11 protein-coding genes, 1 pseudogene and 1 riboswitch are annotated in these 12,457 nt (G+C 52.3%); of the genes and pseudogenes, 6 read left to right on the forward strand and 6 right to left on the reverse strand.

All coding sequences use genetic code 11. From position 1 onward, the window contains the following. Positions 1–41: 41 nt before the first annotated feature. The 3 genes from BM031_RS16855 (at position 42) to BM031_RS25170 (ending at position 2,222) form a co-directional block, all read left to right on the forward strand. Positions 42–797 (forward strand): COG4705 family protein, encoded by a 756-nt coding sequence (locus tag BM031_RS16855; RefSeq protein ID WP_091875727.1) that lies wholly within the window; start codon positions 42–44, stop codon positions 795–797. A gap of 12 nt (positions 798–809) precedes the next feature. Next, complete coding sequence (locus tag BM031_RS16860) at positions 810–1,475, forward strand: phosphatase PAP2 family protein (protein ID WP_177207794.1); 666 nt, start codon at positions 810–812, stop codon at positions 1,473–1,475. A gap of 63 nt (positions 1,476–1,538) precedes the next feature. Then, positions 1,539–2,222 (forward strand): hypothetical protein, encoded by a 684-nt coding sequence (locus tag BM031_RS25170; RefSeq protein ID WP_143084624.1) that lies wholly within the window; start codon positions 1,539–1,541, stop codon positions 2,220–2,222. A 128-nt stretch (positions 2,223–2,350) separates the two neighbouring features. Here BM031_RS25170 and BM031_RS16865 read toward each other — a convergent pair whose 3' ends face one another. Continuing rightward, the gene (locus BM031_RS16865; RefSeq protein WP_091875729.1) at positions 2,351–4,348 is read right to left on the reverse strand and encodes an LTA synthase family protein; all 1,998 of its coding nucleotides are present in this window, start codon (positions 4,346–4,348) and stop codon (positions 2,351–2,353) included. 1,420 nt (positions 4,349–5,768) lie between these two features. Next, entirely contained in the window at positions 5,769–5,975 is a 207-nt protein-coding gene (locus BM031_RS25595; RefSeq protein WP_177207795.1) for a hypothetical protein, read from the reverse strand. Between the two features lie 127 nt (positions 5,976–6,102). On the opposite strand from BM031_RS25595, the pseudogene BM031_RS16870 reads away from it, so the two are divergent. Continuing rightward, positions 6,103–7,298, forward strand: a pseudogene (locus BM031_RS16870) (MFS transporter). Positions 7,299–7,332: 34 nt separating this feature from the next. Then, positions 7,333–7,395: riboswitch (Fluoride riboswitch) on the forward strand. Positions 7,396–7,475: 80 nt separating this feature from the next. Next, the gene (locus tag BM031_RS16875) at positions 7,476–8,810 is read left to right on the forward strand and encodes a voltage-gated chloride channel family protein (protein WP_091875730.1); all 1,335 of its coding nucleotides are present in this window, start codon (positions 7,476–7,478) and stop codon (positions 8,808–8,810) included. A 185-nt stretch (positions 8,811–8,995) separates the two neighbouring features. On the opposite strand, the gene BM031_RS16880 is transcribed toward BM031_RS16875, so the two are convergent. Then, complete coding sequence (locus BM031_RS16880) at positions 8,996–9,472, reverse strand: HAD domain-containing protein (RefSeq protein WP_091875731.1); 477 nt, start codon at positions 9,470–9,472, stop codon at positions 8,996–8,998. Between the two features lie 489 nt (positions 9,473–9,961). Next, a complete protein-coding gene (locus tag BM031_RS16885) occupies positions 9,962–10,603 on the reverse strand; it encodes a hypothetical protein (RefSeq protein WP_027867746.1) in 642 nt (213 codons plus the stop codon). 226 nt (positions 10,604–10,829) lie between these two features. Here BM031_RS16885 and BM031_RS16890 point away from each other — a divergent pair, with 226 nt between their 5' ends. Further along, positions 10,830–11,078 (forward strand): helix-turn-helix domain-containing protein, encoded by a 249-nt coding sequence (locus BM031_RS16890; RefSeq protein ID WP_091875732.1) that lies wholly within the window; start codon positions 10,830–10,832, stop codon positions 11,076–11,078. Between the two features lie 125 nt (positions 11,079–11,203). Here BM031_RS16890 and BM031_RS16895 read toward each other — a convergent pair whose 3' ends face one another. Further along, the gene (locus BM031_RS16895; RefSeq protein ID WP_091875733.1) at positions 11,204–11,998 is read right to left on the reverse strand and encodes a sulfite exporter TauE/SafE family protein; all 795 of its coding nucleotides are present in this window, start codon (positions 11,996–11,998) and stop codon (positions 11,204–11,206) included. After that, complete coding sequence (locus BM031_RS16900) at positions 11,998–12,447, reverse strand: YeeE/YedE family protein (RefSeq protein ID WP_091875734.1); 450 nt, start codon at positions 12,445–12,447, stop codon at positions 11,998–12,000. The genes BM031_RS16895 and BM031_RS16900 overlap by 1 nt, the downstream gene beginning before the upstream one ends. Positions 12,448–12,457: the final 10 nt, after the last annotated feature.

Genomic DNA, 12,457 nt, shown 5'->3' on the forward strand with positions numbered 1-12,457 from the left:
GTTGCACAAACCTATCGTGGTCTGACAGAACAGGAGCAAGCATGTCCACAGCAGCCCCCTCTTTAAGCAAAGTTCCGGAAGCGACCTTAGTTTTCTGGCTTATCAAAATCGCAGCCACCACGCTTGGAGAAACAGGAGGCGATGCGGTGTCGATGTCTATGAATCTAGGCTACCTTACCGGCACAATAATCTTTTCTGTAGTCTTTGCAATTGCGGTTAGCGCTCAAATCAGTACTAAACGGTTTCACCCTTTCGTATACTGGGCGACAATAATCGCTACGACAACCGTGGGAACAACCCTCGCGGACTTCGTTGACCGCTCGCTTGGTATTGGATACCCAGGTGGAGTGGTGTTATTGAGCACTCTCCTCGGCGCCTCAATCTATATTTGGTACCGTAAAATGGGGACGATTTCAATCGACTCCGTCAGTAATCCAAGAGCTGAGACATTCTACTGGGTCACGATTATGTTTTCCCAGACGTTGGGTACAGCCCTGGGCGATTGGACCGCTGATACAGCTGGGCTCGGATACGCCGGAGGAGCGATGATTTTTGGCGCGGCGCTGCTAGTCATTCTTGCGCTGTACCTGTGGAGCAATGTTTCGCGCACTGGCTTGTTCTGGGCTGCTTTTATTCTTACGCGTCCGTTGGGTGCAGTTGTTGGAGATTTCCTAGACAAGCCGGTGAGTGCCGGTGGACTTGCGCTTAGTCGGTATAGCGCGTCTGCTGCACTGTTAGTTTTCGTTATCGGCGCTATTTTGGTTTTCAAGCAACGGTCGGCCGCTACGCCGCATTAAATAGGAGGGGCCGTGAGAAATTCTTTACGATGGTCAGCGGCCTTAATCGAGCGAGAGAGAGCATTAATATTGTTATCGTGCTTATCGGTAATAGTGTTTGCTTTTCTTGCGTTCGAGATTTCGAGCTATAAGTTCATTCCAGAAGACATCATAATTCTTCGAGCTATTCACTCGTACTCAACACCAGTGTTTGATACTATTGCTGTGCTTCTGACAAAAGGAGGCGGCGGCCAGCTTCTTGTTATATTTGACCTGGTAGTACTGGGTTATCTTGTGAGTCGACGACACTTTGGTAGTGCGACTTTCTGGACTGCGAGTGTCGGTGGCGCAAGTCTTTGCAACTATGTGGCAAAACATTTATTTGCTCGTACCAGGCCTGACCTATGGTTATCAATTACGCCAGAATTCAGTTTCAGCTTTCCTAGTGGACATGCCATGAATTCACTGGCGGCTGCTGGTGCACTATTAGCTCTTACTTGGCAATCCAAGGCCCGGACTAAAATTGCTGTTGCATTGTTCTTCTACGTCGTTCTCATTGGCCTTTCGAGAATGTACTTGGGCGTACATTACCCGTCAGACGTAATTGCCGGATGGGCTTTGTCTACAGTGTGGATTGCGCTGATGACAATCGCATTTCGAAATCACATGGAGTTGAATCGATACATTGCCAGCCGATAACTCGACGGCGTATCGATACTGTTAATTATATCGAACGTATTTAGGGACTTGGCAATGAGTTGGATGAACTTTAAGCGCCCCGAATTTATATTAGCCACCTTTGTCTTCGTGGTTCTTGTGGCAATCGCAAGCATCCTATATTTTACTCGCCCAATTGAAATGAGCTCAGATGCGATGGATAAACAGCTCTTGGATTCAATAAAAAAGACAGTGTCGCCTTTTGACATCAAAAATTTTATTGAAACGCAAAAAATTGAAAATTCAATTGTAAATCTTCATCTGTTCACGGTATGCAACGAGACAAAACGCTGTTCAGTTTATGCTTTTATAGGCTTCGCGGAAGCTGGCGACGGCAAAGAGGAGAGTACGCTGTTTGTCGAGGTTGAAACTCAAGCGGATGAAAACAGAACATTGAATCAAGGCGGCAACTGTGAGCCTCTATGGCGCTTTAAAAAATCGAACTGGGCGGTCAAAATTTTAAATGGTGGAGGACAAGGCGAGACTCTGCTTGCGCATGGTGAATTTAACGATATAAGTCGAATGAGCACGTTTGACGGCCGGAGCTCGGCAATCAATATACTTCACTCGATGCAGCGCGCTATCGTAACGAGAATTAGCGAGGAGCGCTCAACTAAAAATGCGCCAGGAGTGCAGTGTCGAGTCGAAAATACGCCGCTGTGGGAAACAAAAAAGCCAGATGTAAATTGCCCCGAACCCATTGACTGGGTTACGTGTCAACCCGTCTAAAGACGTTTCATTTTATGCTTCTAGCGGCGCATCAAACTAGAAAGATTACTTTGAAGGCCCCTAACGCGCTAGGTGACGAAATGAGTCAACAGTGCTACCTTCGTCGAGTTGACACGCATCTAGCTTATCTATTTCTGCAAGCGATAGCGCTGCTCGCGGTATAGAAGCGAAGGTAAAATGACATGTGCCATTGCGGTTTGGGCTTGCTCCGGGCTAGGTTGTTGAGTACCAATAGCTAAACCGCCAGTCGCGGCATCATACTCTCCTAGTAATGGGACGCCACCGGGACGTAAAATGGTTGCCGAGCTGCCCTCTAGCCATGCGAAGTAGTTGTCGAACTGGATGAGCGCTCGTCCAGGTGTAATACTGTCCTTCGCGAAGTCTCGCCCTATCATAGGATGTTCACTCGAGACTCCAAGCAGTGAAAGCAGCGTTGGTCCCAGGTCAACCTGACTTGCAATTGACTTGATACGCTTCGGCGTTATATCGGCGCCGATGATTAAACCTGGTATATGAAATTTTTTGATTGGTACGAGACTGTTCCCGTAGACCCTATTGTCGTGGTCTGCCACAATAAGAAATATCGTATCCTTCCAATACGGCTGCTTTTTGGCTTCCGCTATAAATTTTCCTAGCGCAAAATCTGCGTACTTTACTGCATTATTAACTGTTTGCTTTGTCGGGTCATGCAGCTTAATTCGACCGTCTGGAAATTCGAATGGCTCGTGATTAGACGAACTAAATATCAGGCTGAAGAATGGTTTGCCTTCTGCATGAAGGGTACTTAAGCGCTCTAAAGATTTGTTGAATAAGTCTTCGTCCGACGCACCCCAGCTTCCTTCAAAAACCGGCTTCATATCCCGACGGTCCACTACTTTTTGGAAACCGTTACCGGTAAAGAAGCCGCGCATATTGTCGAAGTGCGCCTCTCCGCCGTAGACGAATTCAGTATGAAATCCTTGCTTACCAAGTCCCAAGGCAAGTGTATAGAAGTTCTGTTGAGCTAAGGATAGCTTGACGACGCTTCGCGCTGGGGTAGGCGGGAAGCCTGCAACGACCGCTTCAATTCCGCGTACTGACCTGGTACCCGTAGCATATAGCTGTTCGAACCACCAGCCCTCGTGCTTCAGTTTTTCGAGCTCCGGGGTCACAGGCAGGCCTCCCAACGACTCGACAAAAGTCGCCCCTAAGCTTTCTTCGAGGACGATGACTAGGTTGTATGGCCGGCTACGCATTGTAGAGGCTTGCTGATGATGCAACGTCGGCAAGTCTGTTGAGGTGAACTTAAGGTCTTTTAGCCATGGGGCCGATTTCACTGATGCGAGTACGGTTTCTCTGGGAAGCGCGCCGTAGATTTCGGAAGAGTTGGCTTCTTTGCCCATTGAGTGAATAGCTTCAATGACGGACCACGGAGAATTTATGACCAATGAGTTGACCATTGAGTCGCCAGTAATGGCGAAGAGAGCCGTGTTTGCAGGCCTATGGGCAGTAGTCGACCTGATTTGAACGAACACTATAAGGACTAACAAAGGCCATACCAACAGCATCCTGGTCGACGGCCACATCACTGTAAGTTTAGAAGCCGAATACAAAACCTTGAAAAGAACAATGCTAATCAGGGTCGTGCCGCATAGGCCCAGTATCACTGCGACTCGGAAGCCATTCCACAAGGTTGCTATGACTTCTGCCGGATATGACAAGTATTCCACAAACAGCCGGTTAGGCCTCACGTCGAATTGCATGACGAATTGGGGCGTAGAGAGCTCCATGAAAACAATAAAAACCAAGGAGATTGTTGCCCAAACGGTTGTAAACAGCTTCCAAAACGTGGCGGTTTTTTGATGTGCGAACAGGGGAGCGAGAACGAGGGGGATGACGAGCAAATATCCGAGCAGAATTAAGTCTGCTCGAACACCCTGAACAATGATGCGACCAAGTATCCCTGTAGCCTCTACCCGGTCCCACTGCCAAAGAAGTAATCCGATACGGGAAATCGAAAGCGCAAGCAGCCCTAGTACTAACAACTGTAAGAGGGTGGCATATGGTCCCATCCAGCGTGTCAGCCTTGCGACCGTAACTGCTTGGCGTCCACTGATTAGGGCATCTGCTCGTGATTCGTTTAACATCGATATTCCTTGTTGCGAATTAGACTACTCAAATTTTCTGCACATGCAATTACGCTAATGACGTCAGAAGCTGATGACCAACACGCTCATTGCATACATGCCCACCTGACTGCCGCTTTCACATACTTACTGTGATGCGATGCAATCATGTTTCGTATTCGTGCGAGCTTTGTATACGTCATTGGTACGGTGTGTCCTAAGATATGGCGTTCATCTAGGGCGCCTCGTGGTGGCTCGTCGCTAGCACTAGCGACACACAAATATCGGTCGCTCCGCGGGAGGATACTAGATGAGCGCTTCACTCACCACAACGTCAATGTGTAAATTTGCTTGATGGACACACTTTGACAGTGGCAACCTACCCTGACAGTGCGAGATGGCAGCGGGATGCTAGGCGTCCACGCCCTCCAGCTAGCTGGCTAGGGCATGTTTACCAAGATAGGTCTAGTGTTAGTGCAAGAGGTTTGCGCCACATTTTTTGCTGCGATTTCGCGACGTGTGGCCGATACGCAGTGTGTTCGGCCTTAGGGGCAAGGTAGGACCTGATTCCCAAGGGTTTGGATTAGGCGGTCGCTCGAGTGGCTTGCTGCAGGGTACCTGAAGGACTTCACGCGAGCACGCAGATTTAGGGAGCTTAGTAGAGTATGACTTTGGCAAATACCTGGTTGCCGGCGCCGCTACTTGCCGGATGCGAGTCCAATAGCATGCGTTGTACACGCAGATTTAGGGAGATGTGGCAAGCGTCCTTGGAAGGCGACCGTATGCGGTCCCTGTGTAGAGCTCGAGGATTTTGCAACGTGCTTACTGCGTAGCAGATTAGTGGTCGTATGGTGGTTGGAAGTACTATGACATTTAGTCAAGCCCGGGGTTGACTCAGCCCATTCGCGGCTCAGCAACATCTTGTGGCCGCCAAGGGGCATGGCTGACCGGCCTTCCTGCACGCAGATTAAGGGAGCTTTCACACTTTTTGTGTGGCTGAAAAGTCTGGTGCAGACCTGATTGAAGCATGTTCCTCGACTCAGCGTCCTAGTCAAGTACGCAAACAAGGTGCGCAAGTCGTCCCGCCACCAGGCGCAGGTGCTAGACTAGGACCTCACTATCAAAAGGGCATGGAAATGTTGCGTTGGATGCTGGAGGTCTCGGGTGACGAATCAAAATTTGCCAAACTCCTCGTTCTTCTCGGAGGTATTGTCGTCGTATTCGTAGTGGCGATGCTCTTTATCGTCATCTCAGATTAGTCCCTCAATGGCAGTTTCGACCCTCCCGTAATTGACATGAAGTGACTACCATCGCGGCTAACGCTCAGTCCCTTCCTCCGCCGCGGTGTACACAAACCTACTTGTGCAGAACGTGCTCGTCCCGGCACCTGTTTTGCCAGCTATACCGCGTCAAGCCTAGGTCAGAACTCAACGCCTCGACGTCACCGCTTTGTTGAACTGCGCCCGGCCTCCCTCCCGCGTACCCAAGCTTCCACGGTGTCGAGGCGCCATCTTTTCAAAGCTGGATTTCCACGCACATATATCAGCGGTGGCACCTGTATCGGATTCTGCTTCATGTTGCGTTCGATGATGTCCACACTGTCGCCCATGAGCACAGCGAGCTGGTCAATGTCTAAGATGTCTTCCATTATGTTCTCGCGTTTAATGCTCCGAAGAGTGAGACAGGCTGTCGAGCTCGGAGTCAACGACGTGTAGTACCCGTTTTTCGCCTTTCCAACTAAATTCGTGTGACGTATCTGCTTGGCGGGAGCAACGATGAAAAATAAACGTTTTAGTGTCCTGCGACAGATTCCTCCATCTGTTTGGGTACTGGGGTTCGTCAGTATGCTCATGGACATCTCCTCGGAGTTGATTCATAGTTTCCTGCCAATGTTCCTGGTCCTGTCGCTTGGCGCAAGCGTGGCAACTGTTGGGCTAATCGAAGGGATTGCTGAGGCCACCGCGTTGATAGTGAAGATTTTTTCCGGAGTTCTTAGCGACTATTTCAGAAATCGAAAATGGTTTGCCTTTACCGAATATGCCGTCGGGGCGCTCAGCAAGCCGTTTTTTGCTCTTGCACCATCGGTTGGGGTGGTCATAGCCGCTCGGTTTGCGGACCGGGTTGGGAAAGGCATTCGGGGGGCGCCACGGGACGCCCTGGTAGCCGACATTGCGCCCCCTCACCTACGCGGCGCAGCATTCGGGCCACGCCAGTCACTAGACACGATTGGGGCCTTCGCCGGTCCCCTACTTGCCGTCGGTCTGATGCTGCTATGGGCAAACGATTTTCGGCGCGTGTTCTGGATTGCGGTGATTCCAGGAGTGATGGCTGTGTTGCTCCTTGCGATTGGGGTAACCGAGCCTATCAAGCCCTCTTCCGGCCGGCGGAAAAACCCGATTTCTGCGGAAAATCTGCGAAAACTTACATCTCCGTATTGGCGGTAGTAGGCATCGGTGCAGTCTTCACATTGGCGCGCTTTAGTGAAGCGTTCCTCGTTCTTCGAGCGATGCAGGGGGGGCTGTCGGTTGCTCTTATTCCGCTGGTCATGGTTGCTATGAACCTCGTCTATGCAGTTTCTGCTTACCCGGCCGGGAAGCTCGCCGACAGGATGGAACATCGGACACTTCTCATGATTGGTGTGGCCGTCCTGATTGCGGCCGACTTGATATTGGCGTATGGAGACCACTGGACGACAGTGCTGGCCGGGGCGACTTTATGGGGACTGCATATGGGGCTAACACAGGGCTTGCTTGCGACCATGGTGGCTGATACGGCTCCGGTCGAGTTGAGGGGGACTGCATTCGGTTTCTTCTACCTTGTGAGCGGCGTCGCGATGTTGACCGCCAGTACTGTCGCAGGCGTGATATGGGAAAGACTCGGTGCCCCTGCAACATTTTACTTAGGTGCATTGTTTAGCCTGCTCACACTTGCCCTGCTTGCAATTCCACGCCGCACTTCTACAGGAGGATAATTTTCTCAGCAATAAAGCCCTATGCTGCTAGAATCATTCGCATGGAGATGGCATACCTCCTTTAACCGCCCTTAGGGCTGATGATGCCTACATATTCCTTGAACGCGCGGGAAGATGTAGGCATGTCCTTTAGCCTCTTGCGTGTTCAGATTTGACTGACAATCTTTCTGGGCAGGCATGAAATCCATAAAGCTCTTCGAGCAAACTGAATTGCTTCTCTACGTAGGGAAGTGGACATTGTTGTCGACTGTAGTCGCGGTGATAGTAGGCGCTACTACGACCTTCTTCTTGTTCGCCCTGGACTGGGCGACGAATTCACGTGACAGTTATCGCTGGCTTATCTGGATGCTTCCTGGGGCCGGATTCTTGGTCGGTTGGCTCTACCTGCAGTTCGGGAGACACGTCGACTCCGGTATCAATCTTCTCATCGACGAAATTTATGACCCGAAGACGTTCGTCCCATTACGTATGGCTCCACTGGCCTTGGGCAGCACTGTTGTGTCACATTTGTTCGGCGCCTCAGTGGGACGTGAGGGAACGGCGGTCCAGATTGGTGGGGCACTAGCTGACCAGGTCACTAAGTTGCTCAGGCTAGGACAGGAAAGCCGCCGCATTGTCCTGATGGTCGGCATAAGTGCGGGGTTCGCTTCTGTATTTGGCACTCCACTAGCTGGCGCCATCTGGAGTCTTGAAGTATTAGCCATCGGGCGTCTGCGCTATAACGCTCTCCTTCCCTGCATGGTGTCGGCAACTGTTGCTGACCAAGTTGGCACTATGCTAGGCGCTCATCACACTGTCTATCTCATCCCAACCATACCTCAACTTTCCATTTGGGGAACGGTCGCGATGATACTTGCCGGCGGCGTCTTCGGCCTGACCGGTAAGCTGTTCGCTGAGGCCACCCATGCCGTAAGTAGGCAGATGAAAAAGTCCATCCCATACGCGCCCCTTCGCCCTTTCATCGGCGGACTTTTTGTTGCGGGAACGGTGATGTTTTTTGGAGCTGACCGATACATTGGCCTGGGAGTTCCCACCATTGTCGAAGCCTTCGAGAAGCCGTTACCCTCATACGATTTTGCAGCCAAGATGCTTTTTACAATCGCTTCTGTTGGTAGCGGCTTCAAAGGCGGGGAAGTCACTCCACTTTTCTACATCGGTGCGACTTTGGGAAACGCTCTAGCTCCCGTACTCCACATGCCCTACCCCTTACTTGCGGGGATAGGCTTCGTTGCCGTGTTTGCGGGCGCGACCAATACTCCCGTGGCCTCGACACTGATGGCGATGGAACTCTTTGGTGCCGAAGCCGGCGTGTATGCAGGCGTCGCCTGCGTTGTAAGCTATCTGTTCTCAGGCCAAACCAGCATCTACCATTCACAGCGATTCGTGCAGGCCAAGCATGGACACGCCACTGACAACATGAGGCTGGAAGCAGATGGAGCTGTTAAGCACCCTGCGCCCGAAATGTCGAGCATCGATGATTCGGATGGAAGTTGCCGCGACAAGGTTAGATAATGGTCTGAGTGCCTGCGATGCCCGTCAGGAGTCATTCGGGGAGAGTCATTGCGACGCTTGACCGCCCCAGCTGTGATATCGGTCACCCCAGGCGACTACTGACCGGTAGAGTGTGGTCGCGTTGACGGCGCATCAGCTTGTACAGTACCGCTATAGGCACGACGCCCAAGGCAGACCGCGTGAGGTCACCAGGAGTTCAGGAGGCGGCGAATCTCCTCCTGTACTTCTGATGTACTGATACCGGTGGCGCCGTTAGTTTGGATAACGTGACCGCGGGACGAATCTGCCCAGCCAGAGGGGTCATCGTCCAACGCGAACCAACGGTCAGGCTTTCGAATTTTGACGTCCGATGCAACTTGTTTTCCACGAGGCCAGGCGTCGAAGTAGCCCAAGTTCTCAGGATTGTAGGTCGCACCAATGACGCGCTCCTGGAGGGCTTCAGGAAGCACCTGTCGGGTGACGTCCAATCCGAATTCTGCCACCCATGTCGTGCTCAGGACAATAGAGACATCGCGATGGGGAGCCAGCAATTCGTCGAGGATTGAAATCCACTCGAAGAGCCCACGCCCCTCCGCTTGCATATGGATTCCAAAGTCGCGGCTAAGGTAGACCTGGTCGGAGTGCAGAACACCATCGAAATCTAGGTAGCAAATTTTGGTCATGTCGGGCTATCTTCGTTCCAATTACATGCATTGCTGTCCTGGGCTGCCGAGGCAGGCACCGGCCAGCCCAAAATTGCTGCGGCTCGGCGAATAACCCATTTCATCTCGTCATCTGAGCCCCATCCAGTCTTCATCGCGCGAACGCAGTACTGGTCAAGGATTGCTTCTTCCGACATGTTTGACCTCTTGCCCAGCTTACATTCTCTCGACTTGACCACAAATTGCTGGGCCAGGTCTTCGCAAATATCCCATCTCCGGTACAACTCCTGCGGCGTACACCCGGGAAGATAGAAACGACCTCCTGAGGCAACTAGAGGCAGCTTCGCCTGGTATCCCGCTACTGAGCTATGTATCTGCGGCCGAGGGAAGTCGTCGGGTATCGAGTAGTCTGGACTGGTCAATGACGCACCTTCAAGGGGTTGATGTTTGCACTTGGCAATTGATGAATAAGATTCGTATTGTCGCCTTCGATACCGGCAGCCTAACGAACTAGCGCTTCCGTAGACTCGAGCGGAACGCTTTCACCGCATGCGGAAGCGGTTCCAAATCGTGCTGCTCAATTAGCTCAAGAGGGGTTCGATTGCCGAGCGTCTCGGCCGCTGTCGTAAAGAACCTGAACTTTTGCACACCATTGCATGCGCCAAGAGAACCTGACACTGCGTACAGGGTCTTAGTATCGAATCGAGGGTCGGCAAAGAAGGAAGGTATGTATGAGTCTCCGCCCAGGTAATGAACCTCTTGGGGCATCTCGAAAATTTCACGACTAGCCAGCTTTTCGACCAGAGCTTCTTTGCTCATGCCGGTCCTCCTGAGGAACTCGTCGTCACGGATAAGAGTCCCACTGTCGATGAGCCGCCCCCCAGCAGTGACAATCGCACGGTCAAGCTTCCACTGATGATGTGCACGCTCAGCCGCCGCGGTGCGAGCCTTTCTTGGAAGGAGAAGCACCCGCTGGGCAAACTCAATAAATTCGTTTTCGTCCCTCTTCGTCAACTCAGCGGTAGCCCGAGTGTAGGCCCGCATGACGTCGCGCTCAGACAGCTCTGAACGCTCGCTTTCAGGAGTATCGAGGAAGGCAGTCAGGGCCGACTTATACAGAACGTACGAGGACAAAAAGAGCGGCGATGACATACGTCTGTCCCTAAAAGCGGAAGGCTAGAAAGACCTGGAAGCAGGTGCTATACAAACCGCAGCTATCGGTAATACTTGATGCTGACGACCAAGTTGGAAGCGCCCTGCTGACGGCACAGTCCTGAGTATAGACTCAAATCATGTGACCGTAAAGTATGTGACCTCAAAAGCTGTGACCTCATAGGGCGTGGACATCTGCGAACTGTTGAGAGAACCTCACGCCCATATGTTCATTCCTAAAACCGAAGCGGAAGTACGCGCGACACTTTCAGAGTCTCTCAAGCGGCACAGGGCGCTTAGAAAACTGTCGCAGGAAGACCTCGCAACCGTCGCCGGCGTGAATCGCACTTTTGTAAGTCAAATCGAGAGGCAACAGAAGAACGTCTCAATCGATAGCTTAAGGCGTTTAGCCAACGCTCTTCAGTGTGAGGTATATCATCTCCTCGGTGGGCCAACGCAAGTCGATGAAGAGTGACCTGGCGAGCCTCGGTGCCCATCGCACTGCTAAGTGAACGGACGTTTGTGGTTGTACTGAGGTTGTGGTGAACTGAAACCAATGCGCCCGGCGGGGACTCGGGAGCAATTGGTTCACTTGAACGTCTATATTGACTTTGCAACCATACCCATGGCGACGGCAAGGCAGACAAAAGCAAAAGCAACTCTCAGGTGAGACGGCGCCAATCGTGATGAAAGTAGCGTGCCCATCCCCATTCCCAGCACGGCTCCCCCAGTAAAAGGCAGACCCACACCCAAGTTGAACTTCCCGGCCGATACACTGGTGGCCACGCCTGCAAGGGAGATGAGAGCAATCACTGCCAGAGTAGTAGCAACAACAGACCGGGCCTCAAGGTCGGTGTAGCGCTGCAATGCCGGCACCATCACAAAACCGCCTCCTACTCCAAGCAGTCCGGAGAGAACCCCAGCGATACCACCGAACAGTACAAGCGCACGGGCACATTTAGAAGTCCAGATGAATCGGCCGCTCTCGGTGCTCCGGATGCAAGGACGCTGTGTGTTCTCTACATCCACTCGGGAAGAATTTTGTCCAAGGCCTTTGAGGCTGTTATAGGCAACCCACACCAGAACCCCAGCAAATATGATGCTCAGCACTTTTGTATCTAGCCGGTGCGCTAACCATACCCCAAGGGGCGTCAGCACGATGCCGCTAACGGCAATCAGCATGGCGGCCCTGTAGCGAACAATCTTCGCCCGCAGCCCAACGATGGCGCCAACGGCCGCCGCGGTTCCCACAGCAAGCAACCCAACAGGCCCTGCTTGGCTCACTGTTAGATGAAGACCGAATACCAGCATCGGGACAGCCAGAATGCCTCCCCCAGCGCCGGTTAGCCCCATGATGATGCCAACGAGAAGCCCCAGTGCGACCGTTAGTAGCATCAGCCGCGCTCCAGCCCGGCCTGCACTGCAACCTTGGATTTAGCTCGCTCTAGGATTTCAAATGCGGCCATGCCAGCAAGCATTGCGATGCAGAACACAACAGGCTTGGCTCCTCCATACGCAAGCGAAACCAAGGCAGGCCCCGGACAAAATCCCGCCAGGCCCCAGCCCACACCGAAGGTTAGGCCGCCGACTACTAGCCGGCGGTCAATCTTGGTAGAGGTTGGGAGCGAAATGGTATTGCCCAGGACTGACTTCGGTCGCTTCAGTATGAAGGGGAAGGCCAGCGCACCGACCAGCAACGCCCCGCCCATAACGAAAGCGAGTGAGGGGTCCCATGCTCCCGCCAGGTCTAAAAAACCGAGGACCTTAGACGGGTCCGTCATGCCTGATGCAATTAGGCCTAATCCAAACAGCAAACCGGCCAACAACGCGCTTACTGATTTCATTTTAGGCTCC

This window comes from Massilia yuzhufengensis, assembly GCF_900112225.1.
Classification (GTDB): Bacteria; Pseudomonadota; Gammaproteobacteria; order Burkholderiales; family Burkholderiaceae_D; genus Telluria; species Telluria yuzhufengensis.